The organism is Neobacillus bataviensis LMG 21833 (assembly GCF_000307875.1).
Taxonomy (GTDB): Bacteria; Bacillota; Bacilli; order Bacillales; family Cytobacillaceae; genus Neobacillus; species Neobacillus bataviensis.
In genome coordinates this window covers 79,689-98,166 of sequence record NZ_AJLS01000043.1, presented here as the reverse complement: position 1 = coordinate 98,166, position 18,478 = coordinate 79,689, and the positions used below count along the sequence as shown (strand labels likewise).

Here is an 18,478-nt window from a genome sequence, read left to right as displayed (position 1 = left end):
GACTTATCGTAGGGCGGAGCGCGAAGGACACTAGCCGCTAGGGCGCTGGAGCTGGACAATTCTCGAAATTAAAACTTATAAATTATATTATAAAAAAAGGGCTGGAGATCATTGGTCTCCAGCCTTTTGCAACTGTTCTTGGACGGCGACAACTTCAACATGTTTCACAATGTCACCGTTTTTTTTATTTTGATAAGCAATTTCAACTTCATCACCTGTTTCGGAATCAATCAGTTTTTTGTAACATTTTTGCAAATGACTGGTTCCCCAGAGAATCAATGCATTGAAGACATGTTCTAATTCCTCACCGCTCTTCGTTAATTGGTACCGATAGCGCGGGGGGTGCACAGAATAAAGCTCTGCCGAAATAAGTCCTTCTTCTTCTAAATATTTCAGCCGGTCTGATAAAAGATTGGATGAAATTCCAGGTAACGCCTTTTTCATTTCATTAAACAATGTTTGGCCATTTAGAATTTCATGGACAATTAATAAAGACCAGCGATCCCCGATGATATTGAGTGATTGGGCGATATTACAGGGTATATCATATCTCGTTTTCATTTGAAAAAATCCCTTCCGTGTTTTTATCCATTTTATCATAAATATTAAAAATCAATAAGGTTGATTTTTTGTACTAAGTATAATAAAATAACCTTATTGAACGACAATTAAAATTTTTCAAAAAGCGAGGGAAATAGAATGGCACTTTATTTAATTGAATCATCTTTAAAAGAGGTTGTTTCGACAACGGAAGAATTGAATCAAAAGGTTTCTGCTCTTCAAGCAAAATTGAATGAAAAAAATGCAGCATTAGTTGAAGTACAAGTATCAAAAGACTTTTCCCGCTCTTTCTTTATCGTTGAGGGTGAGACTCAAACGGCTGCGACTGAAACACTTAAAGCTGACGGAATTCCAGTTGAACTTGTGAAAGAAGTTCGTCTTGTTGGAAAAGAGTTAGATGATGTTAAGAAAAATAACGATGTGGTCAATTATTTAGTTGAATGGAATATTCCAGCTGAAATAACCATGGATCAATACTTAGCTCGCAAAAAGAAAAATTCAGTCCATTATCAAGAAGTTCCTGAAGTGGCATTTTCAAGAACGTATGTTTGTGAAGATATGACAAAATGCCTTTGCTTCTACGACGCTCCCGACGAAGCAGCTGTAAAGCGTGCACGTGAGGCAGTTCAAACACCAATCGATTCCATTACGGAACTTGCAGGAAAATAATAGAGTAGTAGATAAAAGGCTAAAAACCATAAGTGGTTTTTAGTCTTTTTTCATTAAAAACTAGAGTCGAGATCTCATAATCTGAAAATTTTAAAAAGATGGTTGATTTTTTAAACAAAGTATAATAATATAACCCTATAACCAACTAAACTAATTGGAATTGACCGATTTAACAAAATTCCGAAGGCAGGAAGTGACAGCATGGAAATTGGGGTTTTAAGTCAATCATCGACGCTTGAAAGGTTAATTAAGGATGAATTGAAGCCATACGTGAAACAAATTGATACAGAGGCCTATTATGCAGAACGATTTTTAAGAAAACTTGGGGATGCCGGAATTTTTTCTTCCGCTAATAAGTCTCAAAAGGACTATCTTTTAGATGAGATGTACGTAGTCCAAGAAACAGCTAAGGTTTGTATGACCACCGCTTTTTGTCTCTGGTGCCATCTCGCTGCGTTAACGTATGTTCGTCATACAAAGAATAATAAATTGAAAAGTAAAATGTTGCCATCTCTTGAAAAAGGGGAGATCTTAGCTGGTACTGGTTTATCTAACCCAATGAAATATTTTGCGGGACTGGAAAAACTTTACCTTAGTGCTAAACCTGTGGAAGGCGGCTATTTGATTTCAGGGGTATTGCCTTCTGTCTCCAACCTTGGCAGTGAGCACTGGTTTGGATTCATTGCGGGTGTGAATGAGGGCGAACAAATCATGTGTTTAGTTCCATGTAGTGCTGAAGGGTTAAAAATGAAAGAAAAGGTGGATTATCTTGGAATCAATGGAAGTGCCACCTATGCGTGTTCTTTTCATGATGTATTTGTTCCCGATGAGTGGGTTTTATCAGAAAATGCAAAGGAATACGTTGAAGAGATTCGGCCGGCGTTTATTTCTTACCAAATCCCGCTTGGACTTGGTGTGACCCAGGCTTCGATTTCTTCCATTGAAAAAGTATGCCAAAAACAAAATGGCTGTAACCAGTTTTTGAATAAACAACCCGAAGAATTACGTGGAGCAGAGGAACGGATTCAGCAAAAATTACAAGCCATTTATAAAGGTGAAAATCTACATTTTAAAGAGATTGCTCGAGTGCGACTTGAAACTGCCTATTTAACGTTAGAAGCCGTACAAGCAAGTATGCTGCACAACGGCAGTGCAGGATATCTAAAGGATAGTGCGCCATCTCGAAGACTGCGCGAAGCCTATTTCTTTGCGAACTTGACACCAACAGTGAAACACTTAGAGAAAGTTCTGAATGGATAAAATTGATCAGAAAGAAAAAATCCTCGAGCCATTTGTGGTTTGAGGATTTTTTATCTACGTGGACGGTTTTTTGGTCTGTACTAACCTCACTAAAAACACGAGAACAGTCCCCTGCATCACTTTTTCATGTATAGTAGAGTAGAACTTAAAAATACAGAATGACTTGAGATGGCTTTTTATTTAGAAGTGGGGGATATGAATGAGAAGAATTATACTGACAACTGAGAGTGGTGCAGATTTACCAGCAGAATTAGCTGATAAACATAATGTACATGTGGTTCCGATGCACGTGATTATGGATGGACAGGATTATTTGGATGGTTCGTTACCTGTAACGGATATTTATGATTATTACGATCGGACAAAGAAAATTCCCTCTACAACGTCCACAAATTCCCATGAATACTTTGAATTTTTTACAAAAATTAAAAAAGATTTTCCTGATTGTATCATCATCCATATTGGTTATACCTCAAAGGCCTCATCTTCCTTCCAGAATGCGATCATTGCAACGGAAGATTTGCATGATATTTTTCTAATTGATGCATTGAACGTAACAGGTGGATTAATGGCGATTGTGATGTATGCGGTTACCTTATTAGAAAATGAACCATCAATTGACCCTGCCCATTTAGTAGAGAAGATTGAATCAAAGGTACCTAAATCCAGACTGGCTTTCGTTCCCGGAAGCTTAGAATTTTTAAGAGCAGGTGGGCGAGTTAGTAATCTAGCTTATCTCGGAGGGGCATTGTTAAAAATAAAGCCGCGCATTGAATTAATGGATGGAAATCTTGTATCAACAAAAAAATATCGCGGGAAAATGGATGTAGTTTCAGAAAAACTTATGCGAGATTATTTAGATCAATACGATATTGATAGAGGACAACTTTATCTACTCTACTCTATTGGTCTTGATAAAGAGATCAAGCAGAGGATGGATGAAATGGCAAAAGAAGCTGGTTTCAAAAATGTTAAATGGATTCAAGCCGGAGCTATGATCTCTACCCATGCTGGACCCGGCGGCATCGGAATTGCCGGTTTAGAAGTTTAGGAAGTTTCAAAAGTAGTGAACCCTTTTACTAAACATTTCGGTGTCTGACCCCCAGTAAGTTAAAGATTTACCACAGTGGGGGTCAGGCACCGAATTTTCTTCAGCGTGTCAGCTTTAATGGTTATTGAATACAATTTAGAATAACTGCTACTTAATCAATGTAAATTGAGAGGTGGTGATGACATCATGTTTTCTGTCTCGGGGATGCATGGCTTTAAGCTGTTTTCGCTGGAACATATTGCCGTGTTGCTTATATTCTTTGCCGCCTGTTGTGCTTTAGTGTATTTAAGAAAAAAACCGAAGAAGTACCACCAAATGATTAAATGGACACTGTTTATATTGTTGCCAGTATGTGAAATTTCTTCGCATTTATGGTTAATTTTAACCAATCAATGGGATGTGAGTAATCTTCCACTGCAATTGTGTTCGATCAGTACGGTTTTAGCCATGTATTTATTTTGGAAAAAGAACGAAAAATTGTTTTATTTATTGTATTTTTTTGCTACGCTTCCACCCTTTTTAGCAATGGTTACACCAGAAATGGTCTACACATTTCCTCATTTTCGGTTTATCGAATATTTCCTTCACCATTCCGTACTTCCATTGTCCGCATTGTATTTTATCCTATATGAAGGGTACAGAGTTCCTCGAAAGGCGATCCTTTTTACGTATGTAACCGTCAATATAATTGCCGTCCCAATTTTTATCTTGAATCAGCTGCTCGGCACGAACTTTTTCTACTTAGCAGGTCCCACCGAAGCCAAAACAATCCTCACATTTTTCGGCAATGGTTTTTGGTATTATATAAATCTAGAAATTGCCGCACTGATTGTATTTTCCATCACGTATTGGCCGATGGGGATATTACAAAGAAAAGAATTTCTCCCTGGAGATCGAGTTACCCCTAAATAACTGTCCTAAACCTGCGAAGTAGCAAAATGATTGATCGAATCTGGAAGAAAGGAATGGAAATGGACTATAATCAGCGGTCTCGTGATTAATTGAGAAGCAAATTAGCCTAAGTTAAAAAAAAATTTTAAGTGCCTGAGACGAGTCAGGCACTTTTTTAATTAGATATTGGTTTTAACGGAATAATAACAAGGAGACTTAAAAGGTGGGGATATAGATGAAAAAGTCCTTTTTACTTCTGTTATTTTCCGTTTATATTGGATTACCGACACAGGCTTTTGCAAAGCAGAATGTGCCAATTTTAGTGTATCATTCGATAGCGGAATATAATGGGACGGGATCGAAGGAGTTATATGTCACTCCGGAAAATTTTGAAAAACAAATTAAGTACCTACAGGATCATGGGTTTACACTATTAACATTTGAACGTTGGAGAGATATGAAAAATGTAAACAAGCCGATTTTTATAACTCTTGATGATGGTTACAAAAACAATAAAAATGTCTTAACCGTTTTCCGAAAACTAGAATCGTCCCGTTTTAAACCTACGGCAACCATTTTTGTGATTTCTGACTTTATTGGACGCTCAAATCGGTTGTCTAGTGATGATTTAAAAATGTTTGTAGCGTCCGGGTATTTTTCCATTCAGTCTCATACGGCAACACATCCCGATTTAACCAAAATAACCGATTATGCTCATGAATTGAAAGATTCCAAAGAAAAGATAGAGAGTATTACCGGTAAACCGGTGATTGCACTGAGCTATCCATATGGAAGCTTTAATAAAAAGGTGGTGCAGGAAACGAAGAAATACTACTTATTTGGAATTACCACGACGCCTGAACTATTTTCCGAAAAAGGCAGTAAAGATGAACTCTATTATTTACCACGGATTTATGTGAAAAACTCCACTAACATGGAGGACTTTGCAAATATTGTGGACTAAAAGTGGATGCCTGGTCTCCAGTACAGTAAACGTTACCATGGTGGGGGTCAGGCACTATTTTTTGAAACTTCTGAATTTAAATTGACTGTTATACTAACATATGGTAAGTTTTTACTTAAGTAAACGGTTTCAAGTGTATATGTTTTGATCTACACTATGAAATTATTATTCTAGTTTGAATGGAGGAGTTGTATACATATGTCAAATATTCCGTCAATCCTTACTGGCTTGAGGATTCCTGTCATTGGATCACCGATGTTCATCATTAGCACTCCAAAACTAGTGATTGAGCAATGTAAGGCAGGGATTGTTGGTTCGATGCCCGCACTGAATGCAAGACCCGCTTCTCAGCTTGATGAATGGCTGGCAGAAATTACAGAGGAGCTGGCAGACTACAATGCCCGTAACCCAGAGCGTCCGGCCGCACCATATGCGATTAATCAGATTGTCCACAAGAGCAATGATCGACTTGAACATGACATGGAATTATGTGTGAAATATAAAGTTCCCATCATCATTTCGTCTTTAGGGGCAAGAGAAGAAATTAATGTGGCCGCACACAGCTATGGAGGCGTTGTTTTTCACGATGTGATCAATAACAAGTTCGCACATAAGGCGATTGATAAGGGAGCAGATGGATTGATTGCAGTTGCTACCGGTGCTGGGGGACATGCTGGGGTCAAGAGCCCGTTTGCCTTAATTCAGGAAATCCGTCAATGGTTTGATGGCCCGCTTGCTTTGTCAGGATCCATTGCTAACGGAAACGCGATTCTTGCTGCACAGGCAATGGGGGCTGATTTTGCTTATATCGGCTCACCATTTATTGCAACAGAAGAAGCAAGGGCAGCTGAAGAATATAAGCAGGCCATTGTGGATTCTACTTCTGATGATATTGTCTATAGCAATCTATTCACCGGTATCCATGGTAACTATCTTGCGCCTTCTATCCGTGCTGCCGGTTTGGATCCCGATGCACTCCCTGAAAGTGATCCAACTAAAATGAATTTTGGCGGAGATGGAAAGGCGAAGGCCTGGAAAGATATTTGGGGAAGCGGTCAGGGAATTGGCGTCATAAATAAGGTCTCAAGTACGGCCGAATATGTTGACAAGCTCCAGCAGGAGTATTTAGCGGCAAGAAAAAAATTAATGAAAAACAGTGAAGTATTCGTATAAATAAAGTCAATTCAAATTTTCGTAAATAGAGCTGCCTCGGCAGCTTTATTTTTTGTTAAAAATTTTTTTTTTAGGAAAAACCCACCTACCACGCATAAAACCAACCTTTCTGCTTGGAAGAGCCCTTACACATTTTCACTTTAATCATACTTTGTAGTAAGTCAGTGAAAAGGGGGTTTGTTATATGGATGGTGTAGGAGCTGGTGGCGGTTTTGCATTAGTGGTTGTATTGTTTATCCTTCTCATAATTATTGGTGCGTCCTTTATGGGCGGAGGATTTGGAGGATACTATTAACCATTTAAAAGCTGATTGAAAGGGGGGAAATTTATGTACGGATACGGAGGATTCGGCGGCGGCTGCGGCTGCGGCGGCGGATATGGTTACGGCGGCGGTTTTGGATACGGCGGCGGTTTTGCCTTAATCGTTGTATTGTTCATCTTGTTAATCATCATTGGTGCAACATGTTTTTATTAATCAAAAACAATTAGCTTCATATCATGGAAGTAAAAAAAGCCCTTTTTTGGGGCTTTTTCGCTTTTTATTTTCTGAAGGCAAATTAAAGTAAATGAGGAGTTTGCTTGATATAGTAATAGATACTATTCAGTTGATAAAGTGCTACAACTAATTAATCCCTGTCCTTAGCTTTCGAAAAAGACAGTAGGGCGAGAGAGGCTTAAAAAATAATATTGTAATATATCTAAATATTCATTATAATACTATTAGTTAGATAAATAACTTAGCTGAGAAAGCTAGTCTCTTTGAAATCTTGCTATTATTTTTAGACTATAGGGGGGAAACATCTATGAAAAATCTGATGAAAAAATGGAATCAATTAAGCTTAGTTAAACAAATAATTATAGGTTTAATTGTTGGTATTGTCCTGGCGGTAGCGATCCCGGAAGCGGCAAAACCTGTTGTCATTTTAGGTTCGTTATTTGTTGGGGCACTGAAAGCGATTGCACCTGTCCTTGTTCTATTCTTGGTCATGTCGGCCATTGCGCAGCATAAGAGTGGTCATCAGACAAACATGAAATCGATTATTAGCCTTTATCTGTTAGGGACTTTTTTAGCAGGATTAATTGCAGTAATCGTAAGCTTCATTGTACCTGTAAATTTAACACTTGCAAAGGGTGCTGAGGATTTGGCGGCTCCTGGAGGTGTAGTCGACGTTCTAAAAACATTATTGTTGAACGTTGTTGATAATCCAGTAAAAGCTATTTATAATGCCAATTATATCGGTATTTTAGCATGGGCGGTAGTCCTTGGTATGGCTTTAAGAAATGCGCCAGACTCAACTAAAACAATGATTTCGAATTTTTCAGATGCCGTATCCAAAATGGTTACATGGGTCATCAAGTTTGCACCACTTGGAATCATGGGTCTAGTTATTGACTCTATTACAACAAATGGAATTGAGTCATTACTAAGCTATGGAAAATTACTTGCTGTATTAGTTGGTTGTATGCTGTTTGTTGCACTTGTAGTAAATCCAATCATGGTGTATGTTGCCATTCGTCAAAACCCATACCCACTTGTATTTAAGTGTATCAGGGAAAGCGGCATTACCGCATTCTTTACTCGTAGCTCGGCTGCGAATATTCCTGTAAATATGAAATTATGTGAAAACCTAGGCTTGAATAAAGATACGTATTCTGTCTCCATTCCATTAGGCGCAACCATCAATATGGCTGGTGCGGCTGTTACGATTTCTGTTTTAACACTTGCAGCGGTTCATACATTAGGCATTCACGTAGATATACCTACTGCCATCATCCTAAGCGTTCTGTCAGCCGTCTGCGCTTGCGGTGCTTCTGGGGTGGCGGGTGGTTCCCTATTACTGATTCCACTAGCTTGTAGCTTATTCGGAATTCCAAATGATGTTGCCATGCAGGTTGTCGGAGTAGGCTTTATCATTGGTGTATTACAAGACTCCTTTGAAACTGCCCTTAATTCATCTACAGACGTTCTTTTCACAGCAACAGCTGAATTTAAAAAATGGCGTAAAGAAGGTAAAAAAATTACCATAAAAAAAGCAGCTTAATGATGTAACTGACGTACGGTCGGTGAATCAAACAAAGGAACCCCGGCTCATTGGAACCGGGGTTTCCTTTGTAACTGGGCCTTTTATGAAGAGCTTAGAAAATCGTTAATATTCTTTACATATTCATCTAAAGAGTAGTTTTTATAAAGATTGCTCGCTAACTGAATCGGATCGCCAAAAAAGTATCTTTCATACTGGGTTTGTCTTGTTCCGAATGAACTCATGGTAAGATCCCAAGCTAATCGAAATAGTTTCACCCGTTCATCAGCCGGTTTGTTTACTCCTTGAAGATATTGATCAAGATCTTCCCTAATTTCAGATTCGAATGCTGCTTCAGTTGGCAATGTGACCATACCGCTGGCGCCAATCAATTGAATAATTTCGCAGAAACGAGGATAAATTTTCGGAAAAATATTAGTGGCGACTTGAAGGGGGAGTAAACTTGGACGCATAAAGCCCCATTCATCTGGTTTTGCATCATTTTCAGCCTTCTCAACTAGTGCTTTCATGGTTTCAAGCCCGATGATGATTTCGGAAAGTTTTTCTTGAATATGTTGATATTCTTGGACATTTATCGTCTCAACTAACAGTTCAGCCAGCCCAAGAATAAATTCTGTTTTTACAATTTGCCTTGTTAGGACTTGATGGGTAGCAAAGTGGTGAAACGAGCTGAGAAACATGAAGTCAACAGCCGCCTCAACATTGTCGTAGAAAAAGACACGATTCCATGGAACTAACACATTGTCAAAGACCACGATTGAATCCATTTCCTCATACCGAGAGCTTAAGGGATGATTAAAATGAGATTCCCCGCCAACAAAGGATTCCCTGCAAATAAACTTTAATCCTTTTGTATTGGAAGGAATGGAAAAGGCAAACGCTTCTTCTGTTTCCATGAACTTTCTTGGTGCCGTATAGACCAATACTTCATCGGTTATGCCGCCTTGGGTAGCAAGAAGGCGGGCGCCTTTAACCACAATTCCTTGCTCATTTTTATCTATCACCTTAGCGGAAATCGGCTCTTTGGAAAAATTAAAATTGTACTGTGAACGATTTATTTGTGGAGTAATAAACGTATGGGTAAAGGAAAGGTCTTGTTCACGAGCTTTTTCATATAATCGTAGAATATTTTCAGGAAAACAATTTTCTTTTCCTTTTAAAAGGGCGGCGGAAGAAGAGGCAAAGCTCATGATTACTGTGTTCATATAGTCCGGGCTTCTTCCCATCAAGCCATGGGTGTGTTGTGCCCATATTTCCATCATCTTCCGTCTTTTTATTAAGTCCTCTTTTGTTTTTGGCTGCAGGTAGGAAAGTCCGATGGGATCTCCTGTTTCAGTGGCTTGGAACGTCATCTGATCTTTGATTTTAGGATCATTTTGCAAATCATAAAGAGCAGCTTTTGTCTGAAGTATGCCTTTGAAGGCTGGGTGTTCCGATAGCTTACCTGCGATTTTTTCACCATCAACCCAAATTTCTGTCTTCATTTGATCGATCCGATCAATAAACTTTTTTCCGTCTATGGTTCCCAATTGTACCTCACCCCTATCAAATAAAAAATCGGCCGTATCAGATACTTCCATTTTATTGGAATTCATTGTAGCTTGTTCCAATAGGATGAGCCTTTTTTTTCATTGGGGAAGGCAATTTTAAAATAGCAAATCTCGATATATTTCAATTAGCTTATATATTCCTACAGCCAAACCTAGTAAGCTTGCCTTCATTTTCGCGGGATGGTTTTTCTTATTTGCAACTAGATAAACCAAGATGATTATAAATCCTAGCGGAACCCATAATTCAAAGTGATCGCCATTTGAGGTGGATCGTGAAAAAATGGGGGCCGTGTACGTACTAATCATGAAGTATAGAAAAATAGTGAAACTACGATTCTCTAACTCTTTACTCCATCTCCACAATAAATAAAGGATTACTGCAAAAATGACAAACGTTATGATTGGTGATAAATGGATCGATGTATTCCCGAATTCGAAATTCACTGAAAACCAGTCCTTCCATTAATGGTATTATTCAAAGAAAATTAATTATCCGCAATTTTCCTTTATTATACCAATTACGGTCTTTCTAGAGTACTAAAATTGAAGACTCAGTGATTTTTTCTTGGTATAGTAAATGGGAAGGAGCATGCAGGATAAAAAGAAATAAGAACCCGAAGAAAAGGGTTCTAATAGGTAATCTACAAAGTGGGGGGAAAGAATCATGTTAAAAATAAGAAACGTAGAAATGGGAGATTTACCTGTGCTGGTAGCTATTGAACACTCTTGTTTTTCAAAAGAAGAGGCAGCAACAATTGAAGCATTTGAGAAGCGTATCCAATTCATTCCGGATAGTTTTTTTGTTGCTGAAGAGGCTGGCGAGGTTGTCGGTTTAATCAATGGTCCCGTCATTGAAGCAGCCTATATTACAGATGATCTTTTCAGCAATATAAAAGCAAATCCCGGCGCAGGCGGTCATCAAAGTATTCTAGGATTGGCTGTGTCCCCACGTTATCAAAAACGCGGGGTTGCAGCAGCGTTACTTGCCCATCTTGAAAACGAAGCAAGTGCGAACAATCGTGAGACGATTACCCTTACATGTAAAGAGAACTTAATCCACTTCTATGAAAGACATGGATATATTAATCAAGGGGTTTCAAATTCAGTACATGGCGGCATCGTTTGGTATAATATGATTAAAAAATTGAATTGACCCGTATATGCACCATTCTATGATACCGATTTCGATGGTAAAGGATCTAAATGGTCACGTAGAACCATGCTACGGACCGTTTTCTATTTTCCAGTTTTTTTTCGGTAACTATTGAATTACATACTCCAACAAAAGTTCACCATGCTCCCGTCGGCCAGTATCTTTGAATCCAAAAGATTGATATAGCCCCATAGCAGCCGTATTAGATTCCTTCACACCAAGAATGATGGTGGGACTGCAATCGGGCAGAGCTTTTATGAAGTTAATCGTTTGTGCCAGCGCGAATTTGCCATATCCTTTTCCTTGTTCTGCTTGATCAATCATGAAACGGATAATCCAATACGTCCCATCCTCTGGGTCCTTTCCATACATCAGAAATCCTATCATTCTAGTATCAAAGTAAATGCCCATTGGTACAAAGGATGGCTCAAACTTTGATTCCGCCAGTGAATACACATTGTGGCAATATAAGATTTCTGATGGGAGGTAACTTGTAATTGAATGCATTCCTGCCAGTTTTTCTCTGTAATATTTTTCAATGAAATAGACAAATTGATCAAACTCCCTTACTGTTGTAATTTTCACTTAATTTCTATTATAGTAAGTATATAATATATAGAATTTAGAGGTGTTAATTTGGAGTCAGGAATCAATTATACATTGGAACCCCCGGAAAATTTCCAGCAATTATTAACTTTATATGAATCATTAGGGTGGAATTCGTTAAATTTAACCGTTACTGAATTGGAACAAATGTGCAGGAATAGTTGGTACACTATCTACGCATTCGATGAACAGGAGTTAGTGGGGATGACACGTGTTATTTCAGATGGCGTAATTACTGGGATAATTTGTGGTGTGTGCGTATTACCAAGCTATCAGTCAAAAGGAATTGGCAAAGAAATGTTGAATCGCACCATTACTCATTGTGAGCAACATAGAGTTATTCCTCAACTCATGTGCGCTGAAGGCCTAGAGTCATATTATGAAACACTTGGATTTAAGAAATTTACCACTGGCATGTCAAAAAATATTAATCGATAGATTTTATTTGGAGTGATTTTGTTGAAGAAAATTTATTTAATCAGGCACTGTGAGGCTGAAGGACAGCCATCTAAGGCACAGTTAACCGCAAAAGGTTACAATCAGGCAGTTGAGTTAGCGGAGTTTTTTTCTACTTTTAATATTGACAGGATTATTTCTAGTCCCTTTACACGTGCTATTCAATCTATTCAGCCCCTTGCTGAGAAAATAGACATTGAGATTGAGACTGATTCGCGTTTAACTGAACGTGTACTTAGTAATATCGATCTAGATGATTGGCTCGAAAAACTAAAATTAACATTTGACCATCTCGACCTAAAATATGTTGGGGGGGAGTCGAGTCTTGAGGCAATACAACGTATTGTTGAAGTGGTAGAGGAAGTCTTTTCCGGAGAAACAGAAAATACGATCATCGTCACACATGGGAATTTAATGTCTCAACTAATAAACCATTACCATAAAGATTTTGGATTTGATGAATGGCAAAACCTTAGTAATCCTGATGTATTTTTATTGAAAAATGATAATAATAACGTGTTGTTTGAGAGATTGTGGGGGGAAATTTAATATGGAATTAGAAAGGGGTTTTTCAAATGTACAAACTAAAAACAAAAGAAACGGATAATAGCGTTATTGAGTTTATTGAAAATGTAGATCATCCCAAAAAACGTGAGGACGCGTATCAGTTATTAGATATTTTTACCGAAACCACTGGTTACAAGGCAAAGATGTGGGGACCGAGTATCATTGGTTTTGGTTCCTACCATTATAAATATGATTCAGGTCATGAAGGCGATGCACCGCTTGTCGGGTTTTCCCCACGAAAAGCAAAAATCAGTTTATATTTTGCCACAGGTGACACCGAGAGAGAAAAATTGTTGCAGAAATTTGGAAAACATACTTCAGGAAAAGCATGCGTGTACATTAATAAAGTTGCAGATATTGATATTGAAGTATTAAAAGCATTAATAAAGCAATCGATTACCTTTTTGAATAAAACCTATCCATCATAACAGGAATGTCACATGAGTACATCAATGAATGCAATATGATCTACCATAGGGTCTACTTTCATATGCAGACTACATTCTGCCTACCAAGACCCAGTTCAAGGCTTAGGGTATTTATACCTATCATATCTTGGTAGTTCGTTATAACACGACACAACTCTTCCTATACCCACTATCTTTATAGTTAAATAGTTATGGCAAACAAAGATTTTCGTTGGATTTTGTAAAACTATTAAAGTTTACTAACCTATCAATTTCACAGATAATCTAGTGGAAACGCTTACACCTTTATAAAAATAGGAGGGTTTAAATGAAGAAGAAAAATGTAGCATCGGTTTTATTAACAGCAGGTTTAGTGTTAAGTGTCAATGGAGTATATGCACAGGGGCCAAGCGGGGCACCAAACTCGAATGCAGCATCTGCGTTCGACAACAAGATTATCAAGAAGATTAGTGCCGATAATATGTATAACACAATTGCACTTTTATCCGAACAGCCTCGAGCTGCTGGCACTCCAGGGGAGCTCAAGGGAGCAAATTACATAAAAAGCCAGTTTGAACAGTATGGGTACGAGACAGAGCTGCAGTCTTTTCCAATCTATGAGGCCGTTAGAGGCACTGTGAGTGGGGTTCTAGAAATTGGTGGGCAGGATTTAAAGCCATATGTATTTTCAGGATCCTATAGCGGAGAGGTAACGGCTGAAGTAGTATATGTTGATCTTGCAAAAGCTGGCACTGTACCAGATTCCGTAAAAGGAAAGATTGCCCTAATTAAACGCGGGGATATTACATTCGTTGAAAAGTTGCAAAATGTAATAGATAAGGGTGCAGGCGGAGTTATTTTATATAACACGGCTGAATCAACAGGTGTTGGGGTTGCGGATCCAGGACAAAATATTCCTGCAGTTACCATTACAAAATCTCAAGGTGAAGCAATAATAGAAAAACTAAACGCAGGATCGGTAACCGCTCATATTAAAGTTACAGGGTCGGGTTATGTGGAAAAAACCTCCTACAATGTCATTGCTAAGATGAAACCGCATAAAAACAAAGATACCGGTCAGATCGTCATGATTGGAGCGCACCACGATTCTGTTCCAGGAGGTCCAGGGGCAAACGATGATGCCTCTGGAGTATCTGCCGTACTAGAGCTTGCCCGAGTCATGGCGAATATGCCGATTGATACAGAGCTTCGGTTCGCAACATTTGGCTCCGAGGAAAAGGGTCTGTTAGGATCTACCTATTATGCTAGTACGTTAAGTTCGGAGGAAGCTGACAGAATGGTCGCACACTTCCAAATGGATATGATCGGTAGTAAGGATGCAGGCGGTGATCATGCTGCAAACGGATTGATCATGTATACGATTGATGGAAAGAAAAATTTAGTCACTGATCTTGCTTCTGCTGCAGGTGCAAGAACTGCATTAGGAGAAGTTGTTCCGTACGGCCAGTTAGGACGAAGTGATCATCAGCCATTCCATGAATTAGGGATTCCGGCTGCATTATTTATTCACTCACCACTGGAGCCATGGTATCATACACCGGCTGATACGATTGATAAAATTGATAAAAACAAGTTACAAGAAACAGCTGAAATCGTTGGTGCATCCGTTTATCAAATCGCTCGACCGGACACGCCAGCCTTACAGCATTCACGTGTAGCCCCAAAACCGGTTGATTATGATTTCGAGAATCGCCCACCAGGAGCATAATTAATTGTATAAAAAAAATGGCGGAAGAAAAGTTTTCCGTCATTTTTCTTTCGTTAATAGGATTACCAAAAATGGACAATTCATTGTTTAACCCTATATAATTTAGGATAATAATAGTAGTTGAACTATTTGAATGGAGAGATGTAAATGATTAATAAAGTTGGACAAATTATGGTATACGTTAATAATCAAGATGAAACAGTGAAATTTTGGACAGAGAAAGTAGGATTTACAGTCATTTCTGACCAAAATAATGGTCAAGGTATGAGATGGATAGAGATTGCGCCATCAAAGGATGCAGAAACGAGTATCGTTCTTCATAATAAGGAATTAATCGCAAAAATGCAGCCTGAATTACATCTTGGCACCCCATCGCTCATGTTTTACTCTGATAACCTTGAGCAATTATATAAAGATTTTACAGATAAAAATATGACAGTCGGCGAAATGGTCAATATGCCTGGAGGTAAAGTTTTTAACTTTGCAGATAACGAGAACAATTATTTTGCTATTATGGAAAAAAAGTAATAACAATTAAACACACAAGAACGGCTAGAATACGCAATTTTAGTCGCTTTTGTGTCTTTTTACTTTTTAAGGGGGAGTTGAAAATGAAAGCAATTGTTGTGAATCAACCTGGAGGAGCAGAACAATTACACGTTAAGGATGCAACTATTCCAAGTATAAAACCCGGTGAATTATTGATAAAAGTAAAAGCTTTTGCCATCAATCGGACAGATATTGTTTCCCGAGAAGGAAAATCTGGATATATGTCTAATCCTATTTTAGGGATTGAAGTGGCCGGTGAGGTTGTGGAAGCTGCGGAAGGAACTACGATTGAGATTGGAACACGGGTCATGGGTCTTGTGAATGGCGGGGGTTATGCTGAATATGCGGTCATGCCGGCGGACCGGGCGATGAAGGTTCCTGCACATTTATCATTCGAAGAGGCTGCTGCGATTCCGGAGGTTTTCTTAACTGCGTATCAAACCCTGTTTTGGTTAGGGAACCTATCCCCACAAGAAACAGTCCTCATTCACGCTGGAGGAAGCGGTGTTGGGACAGCAGCCATCCAATTAGTCAAACAAATGACTGATGCAAAAATTATCACAACCGCAGGGTCACAGGAAAAGCTGGATTTTTGTAAAACGCTTGGTGCGGATATTGGAATCAACTACAAAGAGCAGTCTTTCGATGAAGAAGTCTTAATAGCGACAAATTCTCAGGGCGCTGATGTGATTCTAGATTTCATCGGTGCCTCTTATTGGAAGCAAAACTTAAAGAGTTTAAAGATGGATGGACGCTGGGTATTGATTGGTGTTTTGGGCGGTGCAATGGTTGAAAATATTAATATAAGGGAACTTATGGAAAAAAGGGCCCAAATAAAAGGAACTCTATTAACACCAAGAAGTGATCAATATAAGAAAGAATTAACCGAGGAGTTTATGAGCAAAGTAATGCCATTGTTTGACCAGCAAAAAATCCGACCAATTGTTGATACCGTATTCCCGTTTGAGGAGATTCAAGAAGCACATCGGCATATGGAGGCAAGTAAGAATATTGGTAAAATTGTCGTTCGGGTTTTGAATTAATTTAGTCAACAAGCAAGAGCATTTCTCCATGCTCTTGCTTGTTTTTTATAGATTAAATATAAAAGAACTGATTGATACCTTCAGTCTCTAATAAATTTCCAATAAAGAAGGATCCAAAAATACCATATACAGCACTCACTTCATCAAATCTGGTTTCATAGATCAATTTTTTGAATTGAAGGGCATCATCGCAAAATAGGGAAACCCCCCATTCAAAGTCATCAAAGCCGACAGAACCGGTGACAATTCGTTTAACCTGCTCAGAATAGGGCTTTCCGTTATCAATATGTTCAAACATTAATCTTTTCCGATCTTCCATCGGAAGCATAAACCAATTCGTTTTTTCACCGCGCAGCTTGCTCATTGGATAAAAACAAATATAGTCCGTCTTTGGTATAGTTGGGTAAAGCTTGGCTCTCATGGCTGGATCCCCGAATGGATTGGCTGACATGCCCGAATAGCTGCTTTTTTCAATAACGGACACGTAGGAGAATGTCGGTTTCGTAAAATCAGCCAGTACCGTTTTGTTAAATGCAGTTTTCACTTCAATGAGGTCTTTCATCGTTGGTCTTAGAATCATGAACATAAGGTCGGCTTTATTCCCAGCAATGGTATAAACAGTGTGACTGCCGTTATGTTCATTCTCAATTGTTTCCCATTTATGTAATAGCCCTTTATATTCATGAAGGGCATGTTCTCGTTCAGCCTCAGTGGCTAACTTCCACTTAGCCCAATCCATCGTCCGGAAATCGTGCAAACAGTACCAGCCTTCAATTGTTGCCATCGCTTGGTTTATTATTATCACTCCAAAATAAAAAGTATTATTAATTATTTCCTATTTAATTGATAATTATTTTCATTAAAGCATGTTGTGATATATATCACACATATGAAAAAATCCGAAAAACACGTTCCTGTACTACAATTCATCAAATCAAAAATTAGTATTGGGCATACCAGTAATGATTAATTTTTCTGCCAAAATATTGGGTAGGATATTTCATCTTATCCAGGAAAAAATAAACATGGTGTTTAGACACCAATTTAACGACGATGTGGGGGAATTACGATGAATATTCGTGAAGGCTTAATTCCAACTGCTTTAGGCACTGCAGTAACTGCGACAGGTTATGTATTAAAGCAAAAACGCAGGTCGAATAAAATGGTAGCTAATACTGTTTTCGGTTTTGGTCTAGCACACGTGGTATTGGGCGTAATTGACCTTGTAGAACACCGCCGTTAGAGAACAAGACGAGTACAGTCTGTACTCGTCTTCTGTGTTTAGCATTAAAACAGGATTTATAGGAAAAAGTAAAAAAAAGGAGGTGTACAACTATGAGATTAATACACAAAATTGCTTTAGTACTAGTGATAATAGGAGCAATCAATTGGGGTTTAATTGGTTTATTTAGATTCGATTTAGTTGCAGCTATTTTTGGCGGTCAAAGTGCCTTTTTGTCAAGAGTAATCTATTCTCTTGTTGGATTAAGTGGCCTGATTTGTATAAGCCTGCTATTTGCGCCAATGCGAAAGGAAGAGCATAATGTAAATCGCCAAGGCACTGGAAACTTAAATTATGCTACCGAGTTTGGTGAGGAAACCGATTTATCAAAATTAAAAAAGGATTAAAAAAACACCTTGGATGACATAGTCATCTGAGTGTTTTTTTGATGCTGTTAAAATTTTTGAAAATAAAGTTCTCTCCCTTCCTGCCATTCAGTGTAACTCTAAAAATGCTTTATTCCTTAAGTTCAAAATAATAGCAGAAAAAGTCAGTAATGATTAACGGTGTATAGGACAAAATACA

Annotated in this window: 23 protein-coding genes; 18 read left to right on the top strand and 5 right to left on the bottom strand. The window is 38.4% G+C overall.

Annotation, left to right across the window (positions count from 1 at the left end):
- Positions 1-108: 108 nt before the first annotated feature.
- Positions 109-561, bottom strand: a complete 453-nt coding sequence (locus BABA_RS07065) for a winged helix-turn-helix transcriptional regulator (protein ID WP_007084464.1) — start codon at positions 559-561, stop codon at positions 109-111.
- Positions 562-699: 138 nt separating this feature from the next.
- On the opposite strand from BABA_RS07065, the gene BABA_RS07060 reads away from it, so the two are divergent.
- The 9 genes from BABA_RS07060 to sstT all read left to right on the top strand — a co-directional run bounded on the left by BABA_RS07060 (position 700) and on the right by sstT (position 8,611).
- Positions 700-1,230, top strand: coding sequence for a DUF4242 domain-containing protein (locus tag BABA_RS07060; RefSeq protein ID WP_007084463.1), 531 nt, complete (start codon positions 700-702; stop codon positions 1,228-1,230).
- Positions 1,231-1,431: 201 nt separating this feature from the next.
- Entirely contained in the window at positions 1,432-2,490 is a 1,059-nt protein-coding gene (locus tag BABA_RS07055) for an acyl-CoA dehydrogenase family protein (RefSeq protein WP_007084462.1), read from the top strand.
- Positions 2,491-2,689: 199 nt separating this feature from the next.
- Positions 2,690-3,541: a DegV family protein gene (locus BABA_RS07050; protein WP_007084461.1), complete on the top strand. Its 852-nt coding sequence runs from the start codon at positions 2,690-2,692 to the stop codon at positions 3,539-3,541.
- A gap of 186 nt (positions 3,542-3,727) precedes the next feature.
- Complete coding sequence (locus tag BABA_RS07045; RefSeq protein ID WP_007084460.1) at positions 3,728-4,453, top strand: YwaF family protein; 726 nt, start codon at positions 3,728-3,730, stop codon at positions 4,451-4,453.
- A gap of 214 nt (positions 4,454-4,667) precedes the next feature.
- Positions 4,668-5,396 carry a polysaccharide deacetylase family protein gene (locus tag BABA_RS07040; protein ID WP_007084459.1) on the top strand — a complete coding sequence of 243 codons (729 nt, stop codon included), beginning with the start codon at positions 4,668-4,670 and terminating at the stop codon, positions 5,394-5,396.
- A gap of 198 nt (positions 5,397-5,594) precedes the next feature.
- Positions 5,595-6,569 carry an NAD(P)H-dependent flavin oxidoreductase gene (locus tag BABA_RS07035; RefSeq protein WP_007084458.1) on the top strand — a complete coding sequence of 325 codons (975 nt, stop codon included), beginning with the start codon at positions 5,595-5,597 and terminating at the stop codon, positions 6,567-6,569.
- A gap of 184 nt (positions 6,570-6,753) precedes the next feature.
- Positions 6,754-6,864, top strand: coding sequence for a YjcZ family sporulation protein (locus tag BABA_RS26975; RefSeq protein ID WP_087946592.1), 111 nt, complete (start codon positions 6,754-6,756; stop codon positions 6,862-6,864).
- Between the two features lie 33 nt (positions 6,865-6,897).
- A complete protein-coding gene (locus BABA_RS26970; RefSeq protein WP_007084457.1) occupies positions 6,898-7,044 on the top strand; it encodes a YjcZ family sporulation protein in 147 nt (48 codons plus the stop codon).
- A 328-nt stretch (positions 7,045-7,372) separates the two neighbouring features.
- Positions 7,373-8,611: a serine/threonine transporter SstT gene (gene sstT, locus BABA_RS07025; RefSeq protein WP_007084456.1), complete on the top strand. Its 1,239-nt coding sequence runs from the start codon at positions 7,373-7,375 to the stop codon at positions 8,609-8,611.
- An 83-nt stretch (positions 8,612-8,694) separates the two neighbouring features.
- Here sstT and hpaB read toward each other — a convergent pair whose 3' ends face one another.
- On the bottom strand, positions 8,695-10,140 hold the full coding sequence (gene hpaB / locus BABA_RS07020; protein ID WP_007084455.1) for a 4-hydroxyphenylacetate 3-monooxygenase, oxygenase component: 1,446 nt from the start codon (positions 10,138-10,140) through the stop codon (positions 8,695-8,697).
- A gap of 117 nt (positions 10,141-10,257) precedes the next feature.
- Positions 10,258-10,605 carry a hypothetical protein gene (locus tag BABA_RS07015; protein ID WP_007084454.1) on the bottom strand — a complete coding sequence of 116 codons (348 nt, stop codon included), beginning with the start codon at positions 10,603-10,605 and terminating at the stop codon, positions 10,258-10,260.
- Positions 10,606-10,825: 220 nt separating this feature from the next.
- Between BABA_RS07015 and BABA_RS07010 the strand changes: the two genes are divergently transcribed.
- Positions 10,826-11,314 (top strand): GNAT family N-acetyltransferase, encoded by a 489-nt coding sequence (locus tag BABA_RS07010; RefSeq protein ID WP_007084453.1) that lies wholly within the window; start codon positions 10,826-10,828, stop codon positions 11,312-11,314.
- 108 nt (positions 11,315-11,422) lie between these two features.
- Here the strand turns inward: BABA_RS07010 and BABA_RS07005 are convergent, their stop codons facing one another.
- Complete coding sequence (locus BABA_RS07005; RefSeq protein ID WP_007084452.1) at positions 11,423-11,899, bottom strand: GNAT family N-acetyltransferase; 477 nt, start codon at positions 11,897-11,899, stop codon at positions 11,423-11,425.
- A 51-nt stretch (positions 11,900-11,950) separates the two neighbouring features.
- Between BABA_RS07005 and BABA_RS07000 the strand changes: the two genes are divergently transcribed.
- From BABA_RS07000 to BABA_RS06975, 6 genes are all read left to right on the top strand, one after another.
- Positions 11,951-12,358, top strand: coding sequence for a GNAT family N-acetyltransferase (locus tag BABA_RS07000; protein WP_007084451.1), 408 nt, complete (start codon positions 11,951-11,953; stop codon positions 12,356-12,358).
- A 21-nt stretch (positions 12,359-12,379) separates the two neighbouring features.
- A complete protein-coding gene (locus tag BABA_RS06995; RefSeq protein WP_007084450.1) occupies positions 12,380-12,925 on the top strand; it encodes a histidine phosphatase family protein in 546 nt (181 codons plus the stop codon).
- A 26-nt stretch (positions 12,926-12,951) separates the two neighbouring features.
- The gene (locus BABA_RS06990; RefSeq protein WP_007084449.1) at positions 12,952-13,371 is read left to right on the top strand and encodes a DUF1801 domain-containing protein; all 420 of its coding nucleotides are present in this window, start codon (positions 12,952-12,954) and stop codon (positions 13,369-13,371) included.
- A gap of 307 nt (positions 13,372-13,678) precedes the next feature.
- Positions 13,679-15,079: a M28 family peptidase gene (locus BABA_RS06985; RefSeq protein ID WP_007084448.1), complete on the top strand. Its 1,401-nt coding sequence runs from the start codon at positions 13,679-13,681 to the stop codon at positions 15,077-15,079.
- A gap of 147 nt (positions 15,080-15,226) precedes the next feature.
- Positions 15,227-15,607, top strand: coding sequence for a VOC family protein (locus tag BABA_RS06980; RefSeq protein WP_007084447.1), 381 nt, complete (start codon positions 15,227-15,229; stop codon positions 15,605-15,607).
- Between the two features lie 83 nt (positions 15,608-15,690).
- On the top strand, positions 15,691-16,671 hold the full coding sequence (locus BABA_RS06975; RefSeq protein WP_007084446.1) for an NAD(P)H-quinone oxidoreductase: 981 nt from the start codon (positions 15,691-15,693) through the stop codon (positions 16,669-16,671).
- Positions 16,672-16,723: 52 nt separating this feature from the next.
- On the opposite strand, the gene hemQ is transcribed toward BABA_RS06975, so the two are convergent.
- A complete protein-coding gene (gene hemQ / locus BABA_RS06970; protein ID WP_007084445.1) occupies positions 16,724-17,455 on the bottom strand; it encodes a hydrogen peroxide-dependent heme synthase in 732 nt (243 codons plus the stop codon).
- 285 nt (positions 17,456-17,740) lie between these two features.
- On the opposite strand from hemQ, the gene BABA_RS06965 reads away from it, so the two are divergent.
- Both BABA_RS06965 and BABA_RS06960 read left to right on the top strand, forming a co-directional pair.
- On the top strand, positions 17,741-17,914 hold the full coding sequence (locus tag BABA_RS06965) for a hypothetical protein (RefSeq protein WP_007084444.1): 174 nt from the start codon (positions 17,741-17,743) through the stop codon (positions 17,912-17,914).
- Between the two features lie 92 nt (positions 17,915-18,006).
- A complete protein-coding gene (locus BABA_RS06960; RefSeq protein ID WP_007084443.1) occupies positions 18,007-18,300 on the top strand; it encodes a DUF378 domain-containing protein in 294 nt (97 codons plus the stop codon).
- The last annotated feature ends 178 nt before the right edge of the window (positions 18,301-18,478 follow it).